Annotated in this window: 20 protein-coding genes; 16 read left to right on the forward strand and 4 right to left on the reverse strand. The window is 73.1% G+C overall.

The genetic code is table 11. The annotated features are described in order from the left end of the window. Positions 1 to 91 precede the first annotated feature (91 nt). Positions 92 to 1771 (reverse strand): helix-turn-helix domain-containing protein, encoded by a 1680-nt coding sequence (locus AC559T_RS26885; RefSeq protein ID WP_498870497.1) that lies wholly within the window; start codon positions 1769 to 1771, stop codon positions 92 to 94. Positions 1772 to 2075: 304 nt separating this feature from the next. Here AC559T_RS26885 and AC559T_RS26890 point away from each other — a divergent pair, with 304 nt between their 5' ends. Beyond that, positions 2076 to 3353: a peptidase M50 gene (locus tag AC559T_RS26890; RefSeq protein ID WP_498870498.1), complete on the forward strand. Its 1278-nt coding sequence runs from the start codon at positions 2076 to 2078 to the stop codon at positions 3351 to 3353. Positions 3354 to 3595: 242 nt separating this feature from the next. Beyond that, entirely contained in the window at positions 3596 to 4681 is a 1086-nt protein-coding gene (locus AC559T_RS26895) for a TerC family protein (protein WP_112107410.1), read from the forward strand. Between the two features lie 34 nt (positions 4682 to 4715). Here the strand turns inward: AC559T_RS26895 and AC559T_RS26900 are convergent, their stop codons facing one another. Further along, the gene (locus AC559T_RS26900; protein ID WP_498870499.1) at positions 4716 to 5240 is read right to left on the reverse strand and encodes a helix-turn-helix transcriptional regulator; all 525 of its coding nucleotides are present in this window, start codon (positions 5238 to 5240) and stop codon (positions 4716 to 4718) included. 341 nt (positions 5241 to 5581) lie between these two features. Between AC559T_RS26900 and AC559T_RS26905 the strand changes: the two genes are divergently transcribed. Then, complete coding sequence (locus tag AC559T_RS26905) at positions 5582 to 6631, forward strand: glycosyltransferase family 2 protein (protein ID WP_112107415.1); 1050 nt, start codon at positions 5582 to 5584, stop codon at positions 6629 to 6631. A 64-nt stretch (positions 6632 to 6695) separates the two neighbouring features. Here the strand turns inward: AC559T_RS26905 and AC559T_RS26910 are convergent, their stop codons facing one another. Next, positions 6696 to 7364 (reverse strand): MBL fold metallo-hydrolase, encoded by a 669-nt coding sequence (locus tag AC559T_RS26910; RefSeq protein WP_071065520.1) that lies wholly within the window; start codon positions 7362 to 7364, stop codon positions 6696 to 6698. A gap of 444 nt (positions 7365 to 7808) precedes the next feature. Between AC559T_RS26910 and uvrA the strand changes: the two genes are divergently transcribed. After that, on the forward strand, positions 7809 to 10706 hold the full coding sequence (uvrA, locus tag AC559T_RS26915; protein WP_112107419.1) for an excinuclease ABC subunit UvrA: 2898 nt from the start codon (positions 7809 to 7811) through the stop codon (positions 10704 to 10706). Between the two features lie 20 nt (positions 10707 to 10726). Here the strand turns inward: uvrA and AC559T_RS26920 are convergent, their stop codons facing one another. Beyond that, a complete protein-coding gene (locus AC559T_RS26920; RefSeq protein ID WP_020459662.1) occupies positions 10727 to 11146 on the reverse strand; it encodes an SsgA family sporulation/cell division regulator in 420 nt (139 codons plus the stop codon). A 404-nt stretch (positions 11147 to 11550) separates the two neighbouring features. Here AC559T_RS26920 and uvrC point away from each other — a divergent pair, with 404 nt between their 5' ends. The 12 genes from uvrC (at position 11551) to AC559T_RS26980 (ending at position 25091) form a co-directional block, all read left to right on the forward strand. After that, positions 11551 to 13629: an excinuclease ABC subunit UvrC gene (gene uvrC, locus AC559T_RS26925; protein ID WP_498870500.1), complete on the forward strand. Its 2079-nt coding sequence runs from the start codon at positions 11551 to 11553 to the stop codon at positions 13627 to 13629. Further along, positions 13626 to 14495, forward strand: coding sequence for an RNase adapter RapZ (rapZ, locus tag AC559T_RS26930; protein WP_020459664.1), 870 nt, complete (start codon positions 13626 to 13628; stop codon positions 14493 to 14495). The genes uvrC and rapZ overlap by 4 nt, the downstream gene beginning before the upstream one ends. Then, entirely contained in the window at positions 14492 to 15598 is a 1107-nt protein-coding gene (locus AC559T_RS26935; protein WP_368952401.1) for a gluconeogenesis factor YvcK family protein, read from the forward strand. Before rapZ ends, AC559T_RS26935 begins: the two co-directional genes overlap by 4 nt. Positions 15599 to 15603: 5 nt before the next feature. Continuing rightward, positions 15604 to 16590, forward strand: a complete 987-nt coding sequence (gene whiA, locus AC559T_RS26940) for a DNA-binding protein WhiA (protein ID WP_041255728.1) — start codon at positions 15604 to 15606, stop codon at positions 16588 to 16590. A 237-nt stretch (positions 16591 to 16827) separates the two neighbouring features. Further along, on the forward strand, positions 16828 to 17835 hold the full coding sequence (gene gap, locus AC559T_RS26945; RefSeq protein WP_020459667.1) for a type I glyceraldehyde-3-phosphate dehydrogenase: 1008 nt from the start codon (positions 16828 to 16830) through the stop codon (positions 17833 to 17835). Positions 17836 to 17889: 54 nt separating this feature from the next. After that, complete coding sequence (locus AC559T_RS26950) at positions 17890 to 19092, forward strand: phosphoglycerate kinase (RefSeq protein ID WP_071065516.1); 1203 nt, start codon at positions 17890 to 17892, stop codon at positions 19090 to 19092. 51 nt (positions 19093 to 19143) lie between these two features. Continuing rightward, positions 19144 to 19956, forward strand: coding sequence for a triose-phosphate isomerase (gene tpiA, locus AC559T_RS26955; protein WP_112107428.1), 813 nt, complete (start codon positions 19144 to 19146; stop codon positions 19954 to 19956). Positions 19957 to 20215: 259 nt separating this feature from the next. Continuing rightward, positions 20216 to 20446, forward strand: coding sequence for a preprotein translocase subunit SecG (gene secG / locus AC559T_RS26960; protein ID WP_018503306.1), 231 nt, complete (start codon positions 20216 to 20218; stop codon positions 20444 to 20446). After that, complete coding sequence (locus tag AC559T_RS26965) at positions 20443 to 22245, forward strand: ABC transporter substrate-binding protein (protein ID WP_112107431.1); 1803 nt, start codon at positions 20443 to 20445, stop codon at positions 22243 to 22245. The genes secG and AC559T_RS26965 overlap by 4 nt, the downstream gene beginning before the upstream one ends. 264 nt (positions 22246 to 22509) lie before the next feature. After that, the gene (locus tag AC559T_RS26970) at positions 22510 to 22851 is read left to right on the forward strand and encodes an RNA polymerase-binding protein RbpA (protein ID WP_020459671.1); all 342 of its coding nucleotides are present in this window, start codon (positions 22510 to 22512) and stop codon (positions 22849 to 22851) included. A 29-nt stretch (positions 22852 to 22880) separates the two neighbouring features. Continuing rightward, the gene (locus AC559T_RS26975) at positions 22881 to 24494 is read left to right on the forward strand and encodes a serine/threonine-protein kinase (protein ID WP_498870501.1); all 1614 of its coding nucleotides are present in this window, start codon (positions 22881 to 22883) and stop codon (positions 24492 to 24494) included. 207 nt (positions 24495 to 24701) lie between these two features. Next, complete coding sequence (locus tag AC559T_RS26980) at positions 24702 to 25091, forward strand: PLDc N-terminal domain-containing protein (protein ID WP_071065641.1); 390 nt, start codon at positions 24702 to 24704, stop codon at positions 25089 to 25091. Positions 25092 to 25197: the final 106 nt, after the last annotated feature.

A 25197-nucleotide genomic window follows, 5' to 3' on the forward strand; every position in this document is an offset into this window, starting at 1 on the left:
TCCAGAACACCACACGCCTCCGACAGTTTCCCGGCGGCGGTCCCCGGCCACCTCGGCGGTGGCACCCGGCGGCCCCACGCGGCGGTGTCCCTCAGCGCGAGGTGCCCTCCCAGCCGAGCAGCCGGGCACCGAGCACCGCGGTCTGCAGGACGTACCGGTCCGTCGGAGAGGTCGGGTCATGCCTGGTCAGGGCGTGGATGCGGTCGAGCCGGTAGGTGAGCGCGCGCACCGACAGGTGCAACCGGCGGGCCGCCGCGAGCGCCACGCCGCCGGTCGCGAAGTAGGCGTCGAGCGTCTCGATCAGCGGTCCCGCGCCGCCCCGCGCCGCCCGCAGCGGGCTGAGCACCGCCTCGACGAGCTCCTCCAGCGGTTCCCGGTCACGGAGCAGCACCTTGTAGATGAGCAGGTCGTCGGCGTGCACGACCTGCCCGTCCAGCCGCATCCGCCCGGCCAGCTCGACGGCGTTGCGGGCCTCCTCATAGCCGATGCGCACGCCGGCGACGCCGCTGCGGGGCCGGCTGACCCCAAGCCGCCACACGAGCTCCGGTTCCACCCCCAGCCGCCCGGTGACCGCCCTGATGGCGGTGGACGGCGCCGCGTCCGCGGGGGAGAACGCCGGCAGCGGAGCGAACCCGGCGTCGCCGGGGCCGGGCGGATCCATCCGGCGCCGGCCCCGCGGCGCCGTGGTCCGTGGGCGTGCGATCTCCCGGTCGAGGGTCGGCCGGTCGGCCCTCGGGTGCCCGGAGCCGCCGTCCGGCCGGGCGTGCACGGGGTGATGCACAGGATGGTGTCGTCCCGACGTGGGATCGCTCACGCTGGTCACCCCGGCCCTGGCCGACCCGGCCGTCGGGCCGGCGGCGGGGCGACGGTCCGGTGCGGCGCCGTCGTCCGGCGTGATCGCCGCCGTGGGCGGGACGGGCAGGATCAGGTCGGTCTCCTGCGGGACGACGCAGACGAGCAGCCCGTCCTTGGTCGCGACAAGGGGCTCCGTGGCGCACTGCGCGCGCAGCGCCTCCTCGATCCCGCGCACGACCGCCCGCCCGTCCAGGAAGCGCCGCCCGCCCGCCGCGACGAGGACGACGTGCGGCGCCTCCAGCCGGAGCCCGAAGGCGGCCGCCCGCTCGAGCAGCGGCCCGAGCTCGGAGGTGCCGGTGAGCAGGTCGTCCACCAGCTCGCGGCGCATCGCCTCCTCCGAGCGCGCCCGCGCCGCACGGGCCCGTTCGTAGCCCTCGCACACCGCCGCGACCGCGTCGTCGCTGGCCCGCAGGACGGCCGACGCCGCCGCGCGGGTTCGCGAGACCGCCCCGACGGTCAGCCCGCTGAGATCGGTGGGATCACCGCCGTCCTCGGTGTGCTGGGAGTGCTCGGCGTGGGCGACGGCCGGCACCCGCCCGTCCAGGACCGCCGGCAGCGTCCGTCCCAGGTCGCGCGCGTCCCGGTCGGCCTGGCGGACGACGGGCAGCGACGGCCAGATCCGCCAGGTCGCGGAGAGGTAGAGGTCGACGAGCGCCGGCAGCGAGGCGCCGGACTCGGCGGCGGCCTGGCCGAGCGCCCGGAAGACGTCGAGCTCGGCGCGGGACAGCCGCCGGCCGCTGTCGGCCGCGGAGGCGAGCACCTCCAGATAGTTGCCCAGCAGGCCGGCGTGCAGGCGGGCGTCGGCCGCCGCGAGCACGGCGGCCCGGGGGAGCCGGGTGAGGCTGGTACCGGGCAGCCCGGCTGGCTGGTCGTCGTCCGGGAAGACCGGCCTGGATGTTTGATCCCGTTTCGTCACCTCATGCTCTCCCCCCGCTCGGCTGCCGAGTATCGGCAAGGAAATCGTAGACAAAGTCGCGGACTCCGGACGGTGTCTGCCGGGACACCGAAGGGCAGGCTGAGCGTTGAGCCTGGTACGGAGCCCTGCGGGGCGCCCACGGCAGGCCGACGCGGAGCGGATCCGGCCCCTCGCGGGGACGATCCCCGCACCGCCCGTCGGCCGCCCGGCGCCGCGATCATCGCCCCGCCCAGGTGCCACCACGGCAACACAAAGCCCCCGACGGAAGTGACTGACGGTGAAAGGCAAAGGATCTACCCGAGACATGTCCACGAAGGACGGCTCCCGCCCCACGGCGCTGCCGCCGATCGCAGTGCGCCCAGGCCTGTTCGTGTCCGTGGCGGTCGTGACGGTGCTGCTCGGCGCGCTCACCCTCCCCGCCACCGTGCCGGGCCGTCCGGGCTTCGCCTACTTCAGTGGGGGCGTGCTCGGCGCGGGTCTGCTCGTCGCGATCCTGCTCGGGGCCGACCTGGCCCGGGCCGCCGCCGCGCGCAGGGCCGGGATCACGGTCACCGGGATCACCCTCGGCGCCTTCGGGAGCCGGCTGGGCCTCGCACCCGCACGCGACCGCTCGACGGACCGGGGCGACGGCAGCCCGCTGAGCGGTACCGGCCCGTTGGGCGGAACCGGCCCGGCCGGTTCCGGTGACCCGCTCGCCCCGGCCACCGGTGACGCACTCGCCGACGCCGCCGTCGCCCGTGCGGGCCTGACGGTGACGGCCCTCGCCGGGATGGTGCTGGTCGCCGCCGGCGCGCTCGCCCCCGGCGGAACGCTCGCCCTGGTCGGCGAGCTGGCGCTCTGGGTCGGCACGTTCGCCCTGCTCATCACCGTCGTCGACCTGCTGCCCGCACCGCGCAGCGCCGGCGGGCGGATCCTCGCCGCCCGGGTCCTGCGCCGCACCGGTGACGAGGCGGCCGCGGAAGCGGCCGTGGCCCGCGCGGGTGTCATCACCGGGTGGACCCTGATCGTCTTCGGTGCGGCGGCCACCTTCCTGATCGGGCTGGTCGGCCTGTGGGCGATTCTCCTCGGCTGGCTCGCGCTCGGGACGTCCCGGCTCGCGCAGACGCAGGAGCGCACCTCTGCCGCGCTGCGCGGGGTCTTCGTCCGTGACGTGATGATCCCCGCCCCGGAGGCGCTGCCGTCCTGGAAGACGGTCGCCGCCGCGCTGGACGAGACCGTGCTCCCGTCCCGCGCCTCGGTGTTCGGGGTCCGGGACTTCGCCGGGCCGCTGATCGGCGTCACCCTGCTGCGTGATCTGGCCGCGGTGCCCGCGGACGACCGCGACCTGGCCCGGGTGGCCCGGGTGACCATCCCGCTGGACCGGGTCGCCACCGCCCGTCCGGAGGAGCCGCTCGCCGCGGTCGCGTCGCGGCTGGCGCACCGGCCCGCCGCGGGCGTGATCGTCGTCGTCGCCGACGGCCCGGACGGCCTGCCCGGGATGGTGGGCACCGTGGGCCCGGGCGAACTGGCCCGGGCGCTGGAGACCACGCCGCTGCACGGCCGGGTGGTCACCCCGACCGGCTTCGGCCGCCGTCGCCGGTGAGCTCACCGGTCGCGCCGGGAGCCCGGTCCCGCCGGGTTCCCGGCGGACGTCCCCGCCGTCGCCGGGCCTGAGTGGCCCCCTCGGCGCGCGGGCCTGGCGGCCCGTCCTGAACCCGCTCTGGTCACGCTGCTGGCAACGGCGCCCGGCGGACCAGAGCACAGCATTCCCGGCGGGGCCCGTGAGCCCCGCCGGTGACCGCGGCCACCGGCCGCGACCCCCCCGTACCACCCAAAGGAGATTCCGTGGATGTGCCCGCCTGGGCCTGGGCCGCCTTCATTGGCGGCCTGCTCCTGTTGCTCGCCATCGACCTGATCGCGCACCGCAGGGCGCACGTCATCGGCTTCAGGGAGGCCGCGTGGTGGAGCGTTGGCTGGGTGTCGCTCGGTGTCGCCTTCGCCTTCGTCATCTGGGCCTGGCAGGGCCCCGGCGCGGCCGGCGAGTACGCGGCGGCCTACCTGCTCGAGAAGAGCCTCTCGGTCGACAACCTGTTCGTCTTCGCGCTGATCTTCTCGTACTTCAAGGTCCCGCGGGAGTACCAGCACCGCGTGCTGTTCTACGGCGTGCTGGGCGCTCTGGTGCTGCGCTTCCTGTTCATCGCGGCCGGCATCGCGCTGCTCGAGAACTTCAGCTTCGTGATCTACATCTTCGGCGCCTTCCTGCTGTACACGGCGTTCAAGATGGTCCGCGACGACGGCGTCGACATGGACCCCGGGCAGAGCAGGGCCGTCCGGCTGCTGCGTCGGGTGATCCCGGTGACGGACACCTACCAGGGGCAGCACTTCATCCTGCGGCGCGCGGGCAAGCTGATCGCCACGCCGCTGCTCGCCGTGCTGGTGGCGGTCGAGACCGCGGACGTCCTGTTCGCCTTCGACTCGGTGCCCGCGGCGCTCGGCGTGACGAACGAGACCTTCCTCGTCTACACCGCCAACGCGCTGGCCATCCTCGGCCTGCGGTCGCTGTTCTTCCTCCTCTCCGGGCTGATGGAGAAGTTCCACCACCTGGCGACCGGGCTCGCCGTGATCCTTGCCTTCATCGGGGTGAAGATGCTGCTCACCGACGTCTGGCACATGCCGATCTGGCTGTCCCTCGCGGTGATCGCGGTCGTGCTGGCCGGGTCGATCGTCTGGTCGCTGACGACGGAGCCGCCCGCCGAGAACGGCGACGGCGGCCAGGACGGCCACGCCGGTGGGGCCGGCGGCCTCAGCGGGTCCAGTGAGGTCGGCGGGCTCAGTGGGGCCGGCGGAGTCAGTGAGGCCGGCGACGGCGGTCGTCTGGTGACCGGCACGGACACCCGGGCCGACGCACCGGCGGCCAACGCGGCGGACTAGGGACGCTAGCCGCCGCCGGCGAGGCGGACCCGGTTCAGGCGGGTCGACGGGCGGGAGCGGGGTGGGTCCCGGTGGGCGGGATCCCGAAGGCCGCGATCGTGTCGCGTTCCTGGACCGGGGTCCGCGTCGCCTCCGCGCGCGTGATCCGGTCCCACCGGAAGCAGCGTGGGCCGCCCCGGCGCAGGCACCACGCGAACAGGTACCAGTGGCCCCCGGTGAAACCGATCAGCCGGGGCTCCACCGGACGTCCCTCGCTGACCGCGCCGGCGGCGTCGACGTAGTCGATCGTGATGACGACTCCGTCGAGCAGAGCCGCCTCGACAACGGTGGCCACCGGCCCCCGCGGGGCGCGGACCGGGTCCGTGCCGATCCGCCGTGCCTTTTCGGTGAGCTCCTCGCGGGCGGCCGTGCCGGTCACGCCCAGCGCGTCGAGGACGGCGCCCAGCGCGTCGGCGGCGTCAGCGGCGAACGGCCCGTCCTGGAGCGCGGCCAGCGCCGCCATCACTGCCGCGGCCTGCGTCTCGGTGAGGGCCACCGGCGGCAGCAGGGCGCGGACCATGGCAAACACGGTGCCACGGCGATGTCTCCGTTGCCCGCCGATCACCCGCCGGGGCGAGGTCGGCCCGACCGGGTCCGCGGACCGTCGAAGCGAGTTGGCCGAGCCAGCCCCTGCGCTGCTGGCGCAACACGCTTCAGGTGGAGCGCCGGCCGCCCCCGCTCGGGCATGGTCCGGCAGCGGCGTACCGGCCGACGAGAGCTACCTATTATTAATACGAATTGATGACTCGGCGACGCGCCGATTGTCATGTGGGCGACAGTGTGGCGCTCGCGTTAGTGTTTTGAGGCTGCCGGGATCGTCCGAGCTTCCCGAATCCCTCTGTTTCTCCTTCAAGGCGGACTATGCATAACCTTCTGGCCGTTGTTGTCTCCTATGGTGGATCACCCCAGCTCCACTGTCTTCTGGCGACCCTGGCCGGGGTTACCGGCTGCCGGGTCGCGCTGGTCGAGAACCGGCCCGGCACAGTGCACGAAGACCTGCCCGCGGGCGTTGAGCTGTACGAGGGGCACGGGAATGTCGGATATGGCACGGCTGTGAACATCGCCGTGCTCCGTGCGCTGCGCCCCGGCCCGGCGCAGGAGCCGCGGCCCGCGTCCCCGCCCGAGTGGCTGCTCGTCGTGAACAGCGACGTGACCATGCCTGAGCGGACCAGGGACCTGCTTCCCGATATCCTCGGTTCGATACCCGCCGACGCGGACGTGGTGGGTTTCCCGGTGCAGGCCGAGACCGGCCTCTCCGGCCGGAGCACGGCGGTGCTTCCGAGTATCCGTACGAATGCGTACACGGCGGTGCGCGGTGAGGCCGCCGCGGTGGAACGCTGGCCCGAGCTCTGCTATCCCGTCGGGGCGTTCTTCGCGATCCGTACCCAGGAGTTCCTCCGGATGGGCGGTTTCGACCCGTCCTACTGGATGTACTATGAGGAAACGGACCTTTTCGCCCGGCTGCACGCGTCCGGTGGCCGCATCGCGTGGATCGACGACTGCTGCCATGTCACCCACGTCGGCGGCGGGACCGTCGGCCGCGCCGGCCTGATGTACGCCGAACTCGGCCGTTCGGCCGCCATCTACGCGCGGCGCCACGGCGACACGCTCGGGCGGGGCTGGCTCGCCGTCCACGTGGCGCAGCTGGCGGCGCTGGCGCTGCGCAAGCTCGCGACCGGCCGGACCCACGACGCGCTGCGCGCGTCGAGGATCCTGTCCGGCGTCGCGACGGGGCTGGTCCAGCCTCGCTGGGAGCCCGCCACCCAGTCCCGCTGGCGGGCCGTTCCGGTCGCCACCCGCCGTGACCTGGGTCGGATGGACACCGCCGCGCCCGGGCAGGTGCCGGCGCCCCGGGCGTCCCGCACGTCCCGCGCGGACCGGTCGCCACAGGTGACCGCCGGGTACCGCTGACTGTCAGATACAGCCGACTGTCAGATACGGCTGACCGCCGGGCCGGGTGCGACCGATCGCCGTCTCACCAGCCGCGGGAGCGCCACTCGGCCAGGTGCGGGCGCTCGGCGCCGAGTGTTGTGTCCTTTCCGTGGCCCGGGTAGATCCATGTCCGGTCGGGCAGCGGACCGAACACCTTGGCCTCGAGGCCGTCCATCAGGGTGGCGAAGGCGGCGGCGTCCCCGAAGGTGTTCCCTGGGCCGCCGGGGAACAGACAGTCGCCGGTGAACAGGTGCGGGGCGTCGCCGTCCTGGTCGTAGAGCAGGGCCACGGAGCCGGGCGTGTGCCCGACGAGGTGCACGACCCGCAGCGTGACCTCGCCGACGTGCACCTCGTCGCCGTCGACGACCGGGTCCATCGTCGGGACCGGGATGGCGGGCGCGTCGAGCGGGTGCGCCACGGTGCGGGCCCCGGTCGCGGCGACGACCTCCTCGAGCGCCTGGACGTGGTCGGCGTGCCGGTGGGTCGTCACCACGGTGGCCAACCCGCTGTCGCCGACGAGGCGTAGCAGCGTGTCGGTCTCGTTCGCCGCGTCGACGAGCAGCTGCTCGCCGGTGGCGGCGCAGCGCAGGAGATAGCAGTTGTTGTCGAACGGGCCGACCGCCACCTTGGTGATCGTGAGGTCCGGGAGCTCGCGGGTGTCCGCCGGCCCGCCGACGGTGACCTCGCCCGTGTATCCGGCGCCGATGTTCATCACGGTTCTCCTCGATCTCTCCGTGGACTGGTCCGCGCGGATCCGTCCGTGGCCGGACCGCCGTGGTGGCGGCCGGGCGGCGTGGAATGATCCGCGGAGCGCATCCATTCTGATCGGCGTGACCGCCGTGTGTCCTCGACGGAACAAGGATGTGGCCCGCGGGGTTCCCCTGCGCGGAGCCGGGCACCGCCGTGTGCGGGCACGTCGGCCCGGGCGTGTAGCGTCGGTCGTGTTCGAACGCGCGTTTGATCCGGTGCCGCTGCGGAGCCGGGCCCAGGGCGCGGCGCCTGCCCGCGGGGCCGCGTAACGGGCCGCAAACCCGTCCGTAGCATGCCTGCCGCAGGCCGCGACAGTTGTCCCCCACACCTGATGTCACCCAAACCTGACTGTCACCTGTATCCGACTGTCACCCCCACCCGACCGAAGACCACGAGGGACCTGACGATGGCTGACCGTCTTGTCGTCCGCGGAGCACGTGAGCACAACCTTCGTGACGTCGATCTCGACCTGCCCAGGGACGGCCTGGTGGTCTTCACCGGGCTGTCGGGCTCGGGCAAGTCGAGCCTCGCCTTCGACACGATCTTCGCCGAGGGGCAGCGCCGGTACGTCGAGTCACTTTCGGCCTACGCCCGCCAGTTCCTCGGCCAGATGGACAAGCCGGACGTCGACTTCATCGAGGGCCTGTCACCCGCGGTCTCGATCGACCAGAAGTCGACCTCGCGCAACCCGCGCTCGACGGTGGGCACGATCACCGAGGTCTACGACTACCTGCGGCTGCTGTACGCGCGGGTCGGCCACCCGCACTGCCCGAAGTGCGGCCGCCCGATCGCCCGGCAGACCCCGCAGCAGATCGTCGACCGGCTCCTGGAGCTCCCCGAGGGCACCCGCTTCCAGGTCCTGGCGCCGGTCGTCCGTGGCCGCAAGGGCGAGTACGCCGACCTCTTCGCCGAGCTGCAGAGCTCCGGCTTCGCCCGGGTCCGGGTGGACGGCACCGTCGTGGCGCTCACCGAGCGCCCCAAGCTCGAGAAGCAGCGCAAGCACACGATCGAGGTCGTGGTCGACCGGCTCGCGGCGAAGGAGTCGGCCAAGCGCCGCCTCACCGACTCGATCGAGACGGCGCTCAAGCTCGGCAGCGGCCTGGTGCTGCTCGACTTCGTCGACCGGGATCCGGCCGACCCCGACCGCGAGCGGATGTACTCCGAGCACCTGGCCTGCATGTACGACGACCTCTCCTTCGAGGAGATGGAGCCGAGGTCGTTCTCGTTCAACTCGCCGTTCGGGGCCTGCCAGGAGTGTTCGGGTCTGGGAACTCGCAAGGAGGTCGACCCCGACCTCGTCGTGCCCGACCCGACGCTCTCGCTCGCCGAGGGCGCGATCCAACCGTGGGCCGGCGGGCACAACAAGGAGTACTTCGAGCGGCTGCTGACGGCGCTCAGCGAGGACCTCAGCTTCCGGATGGACACCCCGTGGGAGGGGCTGCCGGAGCGCGCCCGCAAGGCGATCCTGCACGGCAGCGGCGAGACCGAGATCCACGTCGGCTACACGAACCGCTACGGTCGCAAGCGCTCCTACTACACGTCCTTCGAGGGCGTGATGGCCTTCCTGCGTCGCCGCCACTCGGACGCCGAGTCCGACAGCAGCCGCGAGCGCTACGAGGGCTACATGCGCGACGTGCCCTGCCCGGCATGCCGGGGCGCCCGGCTCAAACCGGAGTCGCTGGCCGTCACGCTCGGCGGCCGCTCCATCGCCGAGGTCTCCGGGATGTCGATCGGGGAATGCGCGGCATTCCTGCGCGGCGTCGAGCTCAGCGAGCGGGAGCAGGCCATCGCCGGGCGGGTCCTCAAGGAGATCGACGCGCGGCTCGCCTTCCTGCTGGACGTCGGCCTCGACTACCTGTCCCTGAACCGTTCCGCCGGCACGCTCGCCGGTGGGGAGGCCCAGCGGATCCGCCTCGCCACCCAGATCGGCTCGGGGCTGGTCGGCGTGCTCTACGTGCTCGACGAGCCGTCGATCGGCCTCCACCAGCGGGACAACCGCCGCCTCATCCAGACCCTCGTCCGGCTGCGCGATCTCGGCAACACGCTGATCGTCGTGGAACACGACGAGGACACGATCCGTGCCGCCGACTGGGTGGTGGACATCGGCCCCGGGGCCGGTGAGCACGGCGGCCGGGTGGTCGTCTCCGGCCCGGTCGAGGAGCTGCTGAGCAGCGAGGAGTCGATGACCGGCGCCTACCTCTCCGGTCGGCGGCAGATCCCGGTGCCCGACATCCGCCGCGCGCCGACGAAGTCGCGCTCGCTGACCGTGCACGGCGCCCGGGAGCACAACCTCCGGGACGTGACGGTGTCGTTCCCGCTCGGCTGCCTGGTAGCGGTCACCGGCGTCTCCGGCTCGGGCAAGTCGACGCTGGTCAACGACATCCTCGCCAGCGTGCTCGCGAACCATCTCAACGGCGCGCGCGAGGTGCCGGGCCGGCACCGCACGGTGTCCGGCCTCGAGCACCTCGACAAGGCGGTGCGGGTCGACCAGTCACCGATCGGCCGGACCCCGCGGTCCAACCCGGCGACGTACACGGGCGTGTTCGACCACATCCGCCGGCTGTTCGCGGAGACGACCGAGGCGAAGGTCCGCGGGTACCTGCCGGGCCGGTTCTCGTTCAACGTCAAGGGCGGCCGGTGCGAGGCCTGCTCCGGCGACGGCACCATCAAGATCGAGATGAACTTCCTGCCGGACGTCTACGTCCCGTGCGAGGTCTGCGCGGGCGCCCGGTACAACCGGGAGACGCTGGAGGTGCACTTCAAGGGCCGCAACATCGCCGAGGTGCTCGACATGCCGATCGAGGAGGCCGCCGAGTTCTTCGCGGCGGTCCCGGCGATCGCCCGGCACCTGCGCACGCTCAACGACGTCGGCCTCGGCTACGTCCGGCTGGGCCAGTCGGCGCCCACCCTCTCCGGCGGTGAGGCGCAGCGGGTGAAGCTCGCCTCGGAGCTGCAGCGACGCTCCACCGGGCGGACCGTCTACGTGCTGGACGAGCCCACCACCGGCCTGCACTTCGAGGACATCCGGAAACTGCTCGGCGTGCTCGGCCGGCTCGTTGACGCCGGCAACACGGTGATCGTCATCGAGCACAACCTCGACGTCGTCAAGACCGCCGACTGGATCATCGACATGGGCCCGGAGGGCGGGACGGGCGGCGGCCGGGTGATCGCCGAGGGAGCTCCCGAGACGGTCGCCGCGGTGCCCGAGAGCCACACCGGCGCCTTCCTGCGGGAGATCCTCGGCGACCGGGTCGACGCCCGTCCGAAGTCACGGCCGAAGCTCGCCGGCGCGGCCGCGCTGTGACGGCGCGCGGCCGTGCCCGCTCAGGTCTGGAGGAGGTCGTCGAGGACGGCGTCCAGAGCGACCTCGGGGTGCTCCTCGCCGGCGGGCACGACCCGCTCGGTGCGTTCGAGGAAGCGGCGGACGGGCGCGGCGTCCAGGACGACCACCGACCGGCGCTCGCCGTCGGCCAGCTCGAGGCGGATGCCGTCCCGGGTCGGCTCGGGCGTGATGCGGACGTCCCCGTCGCCGACGGGTGCCGGGCCGTCCAGGCCGGCCCGCAGCGCGTCCCGGGGAGCCACCCAGTGGCCCTGCGGGAGCGCGGGATGATCCGGCCGGGAGACGAGTACCAGCGCGACCGCCAGCGGGTCACAGCTGCGCCAGGTGATCTGCAGAACGGTGATCCTGCCGCGGCTGGGGGCGTCGTCAACGACGAACTCCGTCGTGACGTCCTCCACCTGCACGCGTCGGCTCCCTCGGCCCGATCTACCCGGTTTAACTGCCTCGCCGGTTTACACCGTCGCAGCAGTTCGCTCGTGACGCCACCCGAGTGGACGCGCTTCAGCATACGGCGACCGGGCGCTGACCGAAGGCGGACGGGAGATCGGCCCGGCGACAGGTTGGCCACACGGCGCCGTCCGGGCCCTGGTAGCGGCCCGTCGGTGGGTGCCGGCTCGCCCGTCCGGGCCGGTCGGCGGGCCTTCCACGCGGGCGCCGCCGGCCGCCCGGCGCTCCTCGGGAGCGGTGCCGGCGCACGGCCGGAATCGGTGAGCGACGGGGGCCCTCGACAGCATGGAAGCTCAGCGTGATGAAATAGCTACGTGCAGGCACTGCTCAGGCCGGATGACGGTCGCCGTAGGCTCGGCTCATGGCTGATCCGGCGTCCTACCGGCCCCCGCCGGGCTCGATCCCCGAGACCCCGGGCGTGTATCGCTTCCGCGACGAACATGGCCGGGTCATTTACGTGGGCAAGGCCAAGAGTCTGCGCGCCCGGCTGGCCAACTACTTCGCCGACATCCACACGCTGCACCCCCGGACCCAGCACATGGTCACCACGGCCGGTTCCGTGGAGTGGACCGTGGTGTCCACCGAGGTCGAGGCGCTCCAGCTCGAGTACACCTGGATCAAGGAGTTCGATCCGCGCTTCAACGTCCGCTACCGCGATGACAAGAGCTATCCGAGTCTCGCGGTGACGCTGTACGAGGAGTTCCCGCGGCTCCAGGTGATGCGTGGGCCCAAGCGGCGCGGCGTGCGCTACTTCGGCCCCTACGCGCACGCGTGGGCCATCAGGGAGACCCTGGACCTGCTGCTGCGGGTCTTCCCCGCGCGCACCTGCAGCTCCGGGGTCTTCAAGCGGGCCGGCCAGGTGGGCCGTCCCTGTCTGCTCGGGTACATCGACCGCTGTTCGGCCCCCTGCGTCGGGCGGGTCGACGCCGATGCCCACCGCCAGATCGTCGACGACTTCTGCGACTTCATGTCCGGGCAGACCGGCCGCTACCTGCGCCGGCTCGAGCGCGAGATGCGGGCCGCGGCCGAGGCGCAGGAGTACGAGCGCGCCGCGCGGCTGCGTGACGACATCGGGGCGCTGCGCCGCGCGGTCGAGAAGCAGGCCGTCGTCCTGCCCGACGGCACCGACGCCGACGTGATCGCCTTCGCCCAGGACGAGCTGGAGGCCGCGGTCCAGATCTTCTACGTGCGCGGCGGTCGGGTCCGCGGCCAGCGGGGCTGGGTCGTCGACAAGCTCGAGGACGTCACCACCGCCGACCTCGTCGAGCAGTTCCTGACCCAGGAGTACCTCGACGGCGTGCGCCCGGCCGGCACCGCTGATACCGCTGATACAGCCGGCACCGCCAATACCACCGACCCGGCGCCGGCCGCGCAGATCCCCCGCGAGATCCTCGTGCCCGAGCTGCCGCCGGACGCCGAGGCCGTCGCCGAGCTCCTCGAACGGGCTCGTGGGGCCCGCGTCGATCTGCGCGTCCCCCGCCGGGGGGACAAACGCACCCTGATGGAGACCGTCGAACGCAACGCCAAGCAGGCGTTCACCCTGCACCGGACGAAGCGCGCCGGCGACCTCACCGCGCGCAGCCGCGCGCTGGCCGACCTCCAGGAGGCGCTGGAGCTCCCGGACGCCCCGCTGCGGATCGAGTGCTTCGACGTGTCGAACACCCAGGGCACCGACGTCGTGGCCAGCATGGTGGTCTTCGAGGACGGTCTGCCCCGCAAGTCGGAGTACCGCCGGTTCTCCATCCGCGGGGTCGACGGCCAGGACGACGTGGCGAGCATGCACGAGACCGTCCACCGGCGCTTCTCCCGCTATCTGGCGGAGCGGGCCCGCACCGGCGAGCTCGAGGAGTACCCGGGCGCCTCCACCGGCGACGACGAGGCTCCCGAGACCGGCCGGCCCCGGCGGTTCGCCTACCCGCCCAACCTCGTCGTCGTCGACGGCGGGCCGCCGCAGGTCGCCGCCGCCGCGCGCGCGCTCGACGAGCTCGGCATCGGGTCCGGGCCCGGCGGGGTGGCACTGTGCGGGCTGGCCAAGCGCCTGGAGGAGGTCTGGCTGCCCGACCAGGACGAGCCGGTGATCCTCCCGCGGACGAGCGAGGCCCTCTACCTGCTCCAGCGCGTGCGGGACGAGGCGCACCGGTTCGCGATCACCTACCACCGGCAGAAGCGGTCGACGTCGATGGTCGCCTCGGCGCTCGACGACGTCCCGGGGCTCGGGGAGACTCGACGCAAGGCGCTGCTGCGGCACTTCGGCTCGGTGGCGAAGGTGCGGGCCGCGGGCGCCGAGGAGATCGCGCAGGTGCCGGGCATCGGCCCGCGCACGGCGGAGGCGATCGTCGCCGCTCTGGCGCGGTCGGCCCCGGGCACGGACGCGGCGCCGGCGCCCGCCGTCGACCCGCTGACCGGTGAGATCATCGGCTCGGCGGGGGTGACCCGGTGACAGCGGCGACGCTCGACCTTGCGATCATCACGGGGCTGTCCGGTGCCGGCCGCAGCACGGCGGCCAAGTGCCTCGAGGACCTCGGCTGGTTCGTCGTCGACAACCTGCCCCCGGCGCTGCTGTCGACGATGGCCGAGCTGGGGCACCGTTCCGGCGGGGCGGTGAGCCGGATCGCCGTCGTCGTCGACGTGCGCGGGCGGGCGTTCTTCTCCGACCTGCGCGCGGCGGTGGAGGCACTGGACTCGCGCGGCATGCACCCGCGGATGCTCTTCCTGGAAGCGTCCGACGACGCGCTGGTGCGCCGCTTCGACCATGTCCGCCGTCCGCACCCGCTGCAGGGCGACGAGCGGGTCGTGGACGGCATCAACCGGGAGCGGACGCTGCTCGCGGAGTTGCGCGGCGAGGCCGACCTCGTCCTCGACACGACCGACCTCAACGTGCACGAGTTGAGGGCCAAGATCGACGCCGCCTTCGGCCAGCCGCGCGCCAACCGGCTCAACGCCACCGTGATCTCGTTCGGCTACAAGTACGGCCTGCCGCTGGACGCCGACCTCGTCGCCGACTGCAGGTTCCTGCCCAACCCGCACTGGGTCGAGGCGTTGCGCCCCTACACCGGGCGGGACTCGCAGGTCCGCGACTACGTGCTGGCGCAGCCCGGCGCGACGGAGTTCGTCGACCAGTACACGGCGTTGCTCAGGCTGGTCGGCGAGGGGTACGTGCGGGAGGGCAAGCGGTACCTGACCCTGGCGGTGGGCTGTACCGGGGGCAAGCACCGCAGCGTCGCCGTCGCCGAGCAGCTCGGGGCCCGGCTCGCCGCCGACGGCGTCGGCGTCCGGGTCGTGCACCGGGATCTGGGCCGCGAGTGACCGCCGACGCTCCCGCGATCGTCGCGTTCGGCGGCGGGCACGGCCTGGCCGCGTCGCTGGCCGCGCTGCGCCGGATCACCCGCCACCTGACCGCGGTGGTTACCGTGGGTGACGACGGTGGTTCGTCGGGCCGGCTGCGCGCCGAGCTCGGCGCCCTGCCCATGGGCGACCTGCGGATGGCCCTCGCCGCGCTGGCCGGCGCCGACGAGTGGTCCCAGACGTGGGCCGACCTCTTCCAGCACCGGTTCGGCGGCGGCGGGGCGCTCGCCGGCCACGCGGTCGGCAACCTCGTGCTGACGGCGCTGGCGGAGCGCGCGGGCTCCCCGGTGGCCGCGCTCGACCTGGCGGCGTCGCTGCTCGGCGTCGACGGCCGGGTGCTGCCACTGTCATGCGCCGGCATCGACATCGTCGCGGACGTGACCGGCCTCGACCCGAACCGGGCCGGGGAGTCCGCGGAGGTCCGCGGCCAGGCGGCCGTCGCGACGACCCCCGGCCGGGTGGCCGGGGTACGCCTGGCCCCGGCGGAGCCGGCGGCCTGCGGTGCCGCCCTCGCGGCCGCCGCCGCCGCGGACTGGATCGTCCTCGGTCCGGGCTCGCTCTACACGAGCGTGCTGCCGCACCTGCTCGTGCCCGACATGCGCGCGGCGATCACGGGCGCCGACGCCCACCGGGTGATGGTGCTCAACCTCGTGGCGCAGCCGGGCGAGACGGCCGGCTACACCCCCGAGGCCCACCTGCACGCCCTGGCCACGCACGTCCCGGGGCTGCGCCTCGACGTGGTGATCGCGGACCCGGCCGCGGTCGGCGACCCGGACCCGCTGGCCCGCGCGGCCGCGGACCTGGGCGCCCGGCTCCACCTCGCACCCGTGCGGGTTCCCGGTGAACCCGCGCTGCACGACCCCGAACGTCTCGCGGCCGCGTTCCGCGCCGTCTTCGCGCAGGACGGCGCCGTGGCGGTGCCGTCGGCGGCCCGTCCGATGGACGGCCAGCGGGCCTGGCCTGGCCGGCAGCCGGGAGCGGCCTGTGCCGACCCCTCGGGTGTCGGGTGCTCATCCACCGGTGGCTCCGGCCACCGGATCCCCTCCGGCGAATGCAAGGAGTGATCGGTGTGGCGGCGATGACGGCCACCGTCAAGGACGAACTGAGCAGGCTGCGAGTGGCCAAGCCCTGTTGCCGGCGGGCCGAGATGGCGGCGATGCTGCGGTTCGCCGGCGGCCTGCACATCGTCGGCGGCCGCATCGTGGTGGAGGCCGAGCTCGACACCGGCGCCACCGCGCGCCGGCTGCGGCGTGAGATCGCCGAGGTCTTCGGCTTCCCGTCGTCGGTGGCCGTGCTCGCGGCCGGCGGCCTGCGGCGGTCGGTGCGCTACATCGTCCGCGTCGAGCGGGACGGGGAACAGCTCGCCCGGTCGACGGGCCTGCTCGACCAGCGCGGCCGGCCGGTACGCGGCCTGCCGCCGCAGGTGGTGACCGGTTCGGCGTGCGACGCGGCGGCGGCCTGGCGGGGCGCGTTCCTCGCGCACGGCTCGCTGACCGAGCCCGGCCGGTCCTGCTCGATGGAGGTCACCTCGCCCGGCCCGGAGGCGGCGCTGGCGCTTGTCGGCGCCGCCCGGCGGATGGGCGTGCAGGCCAAGAGCCGGGACGTCCGCGGCGTCGACCGCGTGGTCGTCCGGGACGGGGACGCCATCGGCGCGCTGCTGACCAAGATCGGTGCGCATGACAGCCTGATGGCCTGGGAGGAGCGGCGGATGCGCCGCGAGGTCCGGGCCACGGCGAACCGGCTGGCGAACTTCGACGACGCGAACCTGCGCCGCTCGGCGCGCGCCGCGGTGGCCGCCGGCGCGCGGGTGCAGGCGGCGATGCGCATCCTCGGGGACGACGCCCCCGACCACCTGCTCGCGGCCGGGCGCCTGCGCCTGGAGCACGCGCAGGCGTCGCTGGAGGAGCTCGGCGCGCTCGCGGACCCGCCGCTCACCAAGGACGCCGTCGCCGGGCGGATCCGCCGGCTCCTCGCGCTGGCGGACAAACGGGCCAACGCGCTGGGCATCCCCAACACCGAGGCGAGTGTGTCGCCGGAGCTGTTCGAGAACGCCTGAGCACGCAATCGCTACCACGGACGGGGCACAGGGAGAGACCCGGTACGCGGCGTGGCCGTGGAAGCCCATGGGATAGGGTGATTGTCGAAACGGCGCGGCATTCAACCAAATGCCGAGTGTGCCGGGTCGCTCGGTGTGAGGAGACCGACATGGATCGGTTCGGATTCCCGCCGATGATGTCCCGACTCGCTAGGCTCCTGGCACACGACGGCACACGAGCATAGGGGAGTCCTGGACGTGGCTACGCGGGTGGGTGTCAACGGCTTCGGGCGAATCGGTCGTAACTTCTGGCGGGCGCTTGCAGCCAGCCGGCGTAGTGATCTGGAGATCGTCGCCGTCAACGACCTGACGGACAACAAGACGCTCGCGCACCTGCTGAAGTACGACACGACTCTGGGCACGCTGCCCGAGTCGGTCTCCGTCGGCGAGGACGGCATCCGCGTCGGCGACAGCACGATCAAGGTGCTCGCGGAGCGTGACCCGGCCGCCCTGCCCTGGGCTGACCTGGGCGTCGACGTGGTGATCGAGTCGACCGGCCGCTTCACCACGGCCGAGACGGCCGGCAAGCACCTGACCGCCGGGGCGAAGAAGGTCATCATCTCGGCGCCGGCCAAGGGTGAGGACCTCACGGTCGTCATGGGCGTGAACGACGACGTCTACGACCCGGCGAAGCACCATATCCTCTCGAACGCTTCCTGCACGACGAACTGTGTCGCGCCATTGGCGAAGGTTCTCGACGAGGCGTTCGGTATCGAGCGTGGTCTGATGACCACGATCCACGCTTACACCAATGACCAGGTCATCCTTGACTTCCCGCATTCCGACCTGCGTCGGGCGCGGGCGGCGGCGCAGAACATCATTCCCACCACCACCGGTGCCGCGAAGGCGACCGCTCTCGTGCTCCCGCACCTCAAGGGCAAGCTCGACGGCATCGCGATGCGTGTTCCGGTCCTTGACGGCTCGGTCACCGACCTTGTCGTGAACCTGGCCCGTCCCGCGTCGAAGGACGAGATCAACGCCGCGTACAAGGCGGCGGCGGAAGGCCCGCTGAAGGGCTATCTCGTCTACACGGAGGACCCGATCGTGTCCTCCGACATCGTGGGTACCCCGGCGTCGTGCACCTTCGACTCGCTGCTCACGATGTCCAGCGGCAGCCAGGTGAAGGTCGTCGGCTGGTACGACAACGAGTGGGGTTACTCCAACCGGCTCGTCGACCTGACCGGGCTCGTCGCCGCCCGGATCTGACATCGGCGAACCGGCCCGTCCATCGCACCTTCGCCCACCCCGGAGCAGCCCAGCGTGAGGACGATCGACGACCTGCAGGTCACCGGTCACCGCGTACTTGTCCGCAGTGATCTCAACGTGCCCCTGGACCATTCCAAGGGCGCGCCGCGCATCACCGACGACGGCCGGGTGCGCGCGAGCGTGCCGACCATCCAGGCTCTTCTGGACCGGAACGCGAAGGTGATCGTCTGCTCGCATCTGGGACGTCCCAAGGGGGCCCCGGAGGAGAAGTACTCCCTCGCCCCGGTCGCCGAGCGGCTCGCCGAGCTGCTCGGCGTCCCGGTGGCGTTCGCCGGGGACGGCGGCGGCGACATCGCCGGTGACCGGGCCCGGGAGGTGGTCGGGCAGCTCGCCGAGGGCCAGGTGGCCCTGCTGGAGAACCTGCGCTTCCACCCGGGCGAGACCAGCAAGGACACCGTCGCCCGCGCGACCTTCGCCGACGAGCTCTCGGCGCTCGCCGAGTTCTACGTCGGCGACGCGTTCGGCGCGGTGCACCGGGCCCACGCGAGCGTGTCGGAGGTGCCCAAGCGCCTCCCGCACGCCGCCGGCCGGCTGGTGCTGACCGAGCTCGAGGTGCTGCGGGCGCTGACCGCGGCGCCGGCCCGGCCGTACGCCGTCGTGCTCGGCGGGTCGAAGGTGTCGGACAAGCTCGGCGTCATCCGGGCCCTGCTGCCGAAGGTGGACACGCTCCTCGTCGGCGGCGGCATGTGCTTCACCTTCCTGGCGGCCCTCGGGCACCCGGTCGGCGCCTCGCTCCTGGAGAGCGAGATGATCGACACCTGCAAGGACCTGCTGGCCGAGGCCGGTGACCGGCTCGTGCTGCCCACCGACGTGGTGGTCGCCGACCGGTTCGCCGCCGACGCGGAGACCGCCGTCGTCGCCGCCGACGCGATCCCGGACGGCTGGCTCGGCCTCGACATCGGGCCGGCATCCACCGCCGCGTTCGCGCGCGTGGTCGCCGGTGCGGCGACGATCTTCTGGAACGGCCCGATGGGCGTGTTCGAGTTCGCGCCGTTCGCGGAGGGTACCCGCGGGGTCGCCGAGGCGGTCGCGGCCGGCGGCGGCTTCTCGGTCGTCGGTGGCGGCGACTCGGCCGCCGCGGTGCGCACCCTCGGCATCCCGGAGGACGACTTCAGCCACATCTCCACCGGCGGCGGCGCGAGCCTGGAGTACCTGGAGGGCAAGACGCTCCCGGGCCTCGCCGCGCTCGACGTCTGAGCACCACCGAGTCTGATCTCCACACTTTCACCGAGGAAGGGAAGCAGGGACGTGGCGAAGGGGGCACCCGCCCGCGGGTCGGCCGGAACCGGCCGGCGGACGCTGGTCGCCGGCAACTGGAAGATGAACCTCAACCACCTCGAGGCCATCGCGCTGGTGCAGAAGGTCGCCTTCGACCTCAAGCCCGCCGAACTCGAGCGGGTCGAGGTGGTCTTTCTGCCGCCGTTCACCGACCTGCGCAGCGTCCAGACGCTGATCGACGGCGACAAGCTCGCCGTCGGCTACGGCGGCCAGGATCTCTCCCCGCACGGCTCGGGCGCCTACACCGGCGACATCAGCGGGCCGATGCTGTCCAGGCTTGGCTGCTCGTACGTCGTCGTCGGGCACTCCGAGCGGCGCACGTACCACCACGAGGACGACGCGCTGGTCGCCTCGAAGGTCCTGGCGGCCTACAAGCACAACATCACGCCGATCCTGTGCGTCGGCGAGCACGAGGACATCCGCGCCGCCGGAACGCATGTCGAGCACGTCCTGGCACAGCTCGAGGGCTCGCTGGCCGGTGTGAGCGCGGAGCAGGCGGCCACACTCGTCGTCGCCTACGAGCCGGTCTGGGCGATCGGTACCGGGCGCACCGCCTCCGCCCAGGACGCGCAGGACATGTGCGCCGCCGTGCGCGGCCAGCTCACAAAGCTGTACGGCGAGCCGATCGCGGCCGGCATCCGGGTCCTCTACGGCGGCTCGGTGAAGGCCGCCAACGCGGCCGAGCTGTTCACCATGCCCGACGTGGACGGCGGTCTGGTCGGCGGTGCGAGCCTGGTCGCCGAGGAGTTCGTCGGCATCATCCGCAGCGGTCCGGCGGCGTAGCGGGGGCTGTCCGCCACCGGTGCGCGCCCGCGGCCGGCCGCGCACGAGCCGTCCCGGGGTGTGCCACATCGGTGACCGGGCGGTGTCATGTACGTTTGCACGATCGTCGAGTAGCCCGATCGGGTGCGACGGTACGGGCCCACCACACGTTGCTGGAAAGGCGGAGGAGGTGCGTAGGACGGTGGCGAGGCTCCGCTGGGAGGCTCGACCCGGCCACCGGGTCGCCTGCCACGTCCCCGAGGAGCGGGAGCTGGTCTAGATGACGGTCGGTCTGTCGATCGCCCTGATTGTCGCGAGTGTGCTGTTGGTGCTGCTGGTGCTGCTGCACCGGGCCAAGGGCGGCGGTCTGTCGACACTGTTCGGGGGCGGTGTCTCCTCGTCACTGGGGGGATCGTCCGTGGTCGAGAAGAATCTCGACCGCCTCACCGTCGCGGTGGCACTCTTGTGGATCACCTGCATTATCGGTCTCGGTCTGCTCCTGAAGAATTGAACGCCTCTCCGGGGCGGCGGCTCGGTCATGCCCGAGGGATCGCCGCCCTGCTCACCGCCCTCCTGACCACGGTCGCCCTGCTCACTGTCGCGGGATGCAGCGGCGAGTCGGACCCGACGCCGGGCCCGATGGCGGCGAGCCCGACCACGCCGCCGACGACCGCCTCCCCGCTCGAGAAGCCCGGCGGCACGCTGCGCCTGCTGACCGGGCGGATGCCGACCGGCGACCCCGGGTGGGCCGACGAGCCGGGGGAGCGGGCGTTCGCCCGGCTGGTGACCCGCCAGCTCTACAGCTACCCCGCCGACGCCGACACCGCCAGGTCGACGATCCCGCGCCCCGACCTCGCGGCCGGTGCCCCCGTGGTGACCATGGGCGGCACCGTCTACACCGTGCGGCTGCGCTCGGCGGCCCGGTGGAACACCCCGAACCAGCGCCGGATCACCGCGACGGACGTCGCCCGCGGCCTCAAGCGGATGTGCGCGCCGCCGTCGCCCTCCCCACTGCGCGGGTACTACGCGGCGACGGTCGTCGGCTTCGCCGAGTACTGCGCCGAGCTCGCCGCGGCGCCGGTGGCCGACGCCCCCGCGCTGATCGAGAGCGGCACCGTCCCCGGGATCGAGGTCATCGGCGACGACACCCTCGCGTTCCACCTGATCAAGCCGGTCAACGACTTCGTGGACATCCTGGCCCTGCCGGCCAGCTCGCCGGTGCCGCTGGAGGCCCTGGCCTACCCGCCGGACTCCCAGCAGTACCTCGACAACCTGATCTCCGACGGGCCGTACCGGTTCGTGTCGGAGCCCGGCGGTGGCTACCGGCTGTCCCGCAACCCGGCCTGGAGCGGCTCCTCGGACGGCATCCGGCGGGCGCTGCCCGACCACATCACCGTCACCGACGGGCTCGACCCGGCGACCATCACGGCGCGCATCGAGGCCGGTGACGCGGACATGGCCCTGAGCGGCGACATCCCCGCCGACGACCTGGCCCGACTGGTCGAGAGTGCCGACAGGAAGCTCGTGGTCGCTCCGACCGGCCCGGTCGTCGCCCTCGTCGTCGGGCTCAACGGGCCGTCCGCGGCGGCCCTGCGCGACCAGCAGGCCCGGGAGGCGCTGGCCTACTGCATCGACCGAACGGCGGTGGCCGCCGCGCTGGGCGGCCCCACGCTCGCCACGGCGACGGCCCAGCTCCTGCAGTCGCCGATGACCGGCTACGAGACGTACAACCCCTTCCCGGCCGGGGACGGCTCCGGGGACTCACGGCGCTGCGCCGACGGCCTCGCGAACAACCCGGGCGGGAAGGTGACGGCGCTGTCCCTGCTGACCACGGACAGCGCCACCGACACGGCGGTGGCCGAGGCGCTGCGTGCCGTGTTCGCCCGCGCCGGAATCCGCCTCGACCTGCGCATCCGCACCGGCGCGCAGTACACGGCGGCCGCGTCGAGCCCGGGCGGGCAGTTCTGGGACCTCGCCCTGACCACGATCACCCCGGACTGGTTCGGCGACGCCGGTCGTACCGTCTACGAGCCGCTGCTGGACGAGGCCTGGGTGGGCGCCCGGCCGGCCGACGGCGGCTACCGCCGTCCGGACCTCCTTGCCCGCTACGAGTCCGCCGTGACGGCCTCCTCCGAGGACGACGCCGCCACGGACTGGGCCGGGCTGGAGCGAACGGTGCTGAACGACGCCGCGGTCGTGCCCCTCGCGGTCACCCACACGTCGCGGCTGCGTAGCTCGGCGGTACAGGCGTTCACGATCGTGCCGTCGCTGGGAACCGCCGATCCCACAGCGGTTTCGCTCGGTCCCTGAGGGTCTCCGGACCGGCGGCGGGACCAGTCGCACACCCGTGAGGGGGCCCCTAGGGGCCCCCTCACGTATTAGGAAGCCCCGGTGAGGGTGGTCGGTGCAACCCGTGGTGGACCTCCCGGCCTACACTCCGGAACAGACGTGCTCGACAAGTGCCGGGGGGTGCTGAGGACGTCTACGGTGGCGGTTCGGACGTGGGTGGTCCGGCCGCGGGGGGCCGACCGCCGAGCTACCACCCATGGGACGAGACGAAGGAGCACGCGGGCCGTGGCAGGTGGCAACGCCATCCGGGGGAGCCGGGTCGGGGCAGGGCCGATGGGGGAGGCCGAGCGGGGCGAGACCGCCCCTCGGCAGCGGATTTCCTTCTGGTGCGCCAACGAGCACGAGACGAAACCGGCCTTCGCGGCCGACGCCTCCATCCCGGACACGTGGGACTGTCCGAGCTGCGGCTTCCCGGCCGGGCGGGACCGTGAGAACACGCCCGCCCCGCCGAAGACGGAGCCGTACAAGACACACCTCGCCTACGTGCGGGAGCGTCGCAACGAGAAGGACGGCGAGGCGATCCTGGCCGAGGCGCTGGCGAAGCTGCGGGGCGCGCCGGCCAACTGACCGGCGCACCGCAGGGCACCGGGCCGGCGATGCCGCGTGACGGCGGTTCGTCCGGCCCGGGCCCGGCAGAGATGATCGGCTCCACCGGATCGATCGTCGCCGGCCGGGTCGTCGCCGGCCGCTACCGGCTGATCGAATGCGTCGGCGCCGGCTCGATGGGCACGGTGTGGCGCGCCCTCGACGTGCTGCTGCGGGCCGAGGTGGCCGTGAAGGCCATCTGGATCGGCGGCCGCGCGGGTGCTCCGGGCCCGGACGGCGCCGACCCGCAACGGCTGGCCGCGGCCGTGCGCGAGGCCCGCAACGCCGCCCAGCTGCGGGCGAACCCGCACGTGGTCTCGGTGACCGACGTCATCCAGGACGGCGGCCTGCCGTGGATCGTCATGGAGCTGGTCGCCGCCACGTCGCTGGACACAGCGGTCCGCCGCGGCGGACCGCTGCCGCCGCGCCGGGTGGCCGAGATCGGGCTCGCCGTCCTGGACGCGCTGACCGCCGGCCAGCGGGTCGGCCTCCTGCACCGTGACGTGAAGCCGTCGAACATCCTGCTCGCCGACGACGGGCGGGTGCTGCTCACCGACTTCGGCATCGCCACCAACGTCGCGGACACGACCGACGCAGGCGCGAGCGGCAGTGCGGGAACCCCCGCCTACCTCGCGCCGGAACGGATCACCCGGGGCCCGGCCTCGCTCGCGGCCGACCTGTTCTCCCTCGGCGCCACCCTCTACTTCGCCGCCGGCGGCATCCCGCCGTTCGCCCGCGAGACGGTGCCGCTCACCCTCGGCGCGGTCCTGCACGTCGATCCACCCGCGCTGACGGACACCGACGCGCTGTGGCCGGCGATCGGCGGCCTGCTGGTCAAGAACCCACAGGCGAGGCTGAGCGCGGAGGGCGCGGAGGTCCTGCTCACCCGCGTACTGCGGCTGGTCCCCGGCGAGCCGGACAATGCTGCCGCGCGACCATCGACCACGCGACCATCGACCACGCGACCACCGACCACGCGACCACCGACCGAGCTGCCCGCCGCCCGGCCAGCGCGGCGGCAGACGGCCGCCCCGCCAATGGCCGGGTCCGCCCCGCGGCCAGTGCCACCAGTGCCACCAGTGCGGCCAGTGCCTGCGCCGTGGCCGGTGCCTCTCCCGGACGGCCCGCGCCGGCGCCGTCCACTGGTCGCGCTCGCCGCCGGTGTGGGGCTCGTGCTTGTCCTGGTCGCCGCCGGGCTGCTCTGGGCCGCGCGGGACGAGCGCCCACCGTCCACAGCCGGCCCACCGTCCACAGCCGGCCCACCGTCCACAGCCGGCCCGCCGCCCGCCGCCGACCTGCTGCCCGCCGGCATGGCCGGCACGTGGGTCGGATCGGTGACCCAGGGGCCGATCGAGTTCGGCGTCGAGATCGTGCTCAGGCGCGGCGGCATCGGCGAGATCGTCGGTGACAGCGACTATCCGACGGACGGCTGCGCCGCGCGGCTGCGCCTCCTGGAGGCCGGCGCTGACCGCGTCACCGTCCAGGAACGGCTGTTCCGCTCGGGCGCGCTGTGTCGTGGCGCCGAACGGCTCGTGCTGGCGTTGCGCCCCGACGGCCGGCTGGCCTACACCTTCCCCGCGACGAATATCAACTCAACGGGTACCGGCGTTCTCACCCGGCGCTGACCGGCGGGGCCGGTGCCGGCCGGTTCACCCCCGCTGGGTGAGCGTGGCGGTGCGCCGCGGCGCACCGAGTGGGTATGAGTCGGGTCTCGCCGGCAGGTCGGTCACGCCGGCGGAGTGCCCGTGAGCTCCGGCCGGCGGCCGCCGCGTCGCCCGATCCGCGGCCGCGGTGCCGCGGTCCGGTGGGCCGCGACGGTGAGAGGAGGAATGGTGGACCCCGACTTCCCGTTGCTCAGTGTCTTCCTTTACATGCTGTGGTTCTTCTGTTTCACGATGTGGCTGTTCCTGATGTTCACGGTGATCACGGATGTCTTCCGCAGCCATGATCTCTCCGGGTGGGGCAAGGCCGGCTGGACGGTGCTGATCATTGTCCTGCCGCTGATCGGTTTGCTGGCCTACCTGATCGTCAGGGGCAGCTCCATGCACGACCGCCAGGCCCGGCAGGTGGCATCCCAGGCCGACATGTGGCGCACCGAGGTCCGCGCGGCCGCCGGCCGGCCGAGCGCCGCCGACGAGCTCAGCCGGCTTGCGGACCTCCGCGACCACGGCGTCATCAGCACCAACGAGTTCGAACGGGAGAAGACGAAGATCCTGGCCTGAACGAGATCCCGGCCTGAACCGGGCACGGCCGGCTTCCCCGGTCGCCCCTGCCTCCCGCGGGGGTCGCGCCTGTCCGCGACCTCCGCGGGAGTTTCGCTCAGAGTTC

The organism is Frankia sp. Hr75.2, assembly GCF_949319125.1.
Classification (GTDB): domain Bacteria; phylum Actinomycetota; class Actinomycetes; order Frankiales; family Frankiaceae; genus Parafrankia; species Parafrankia soli.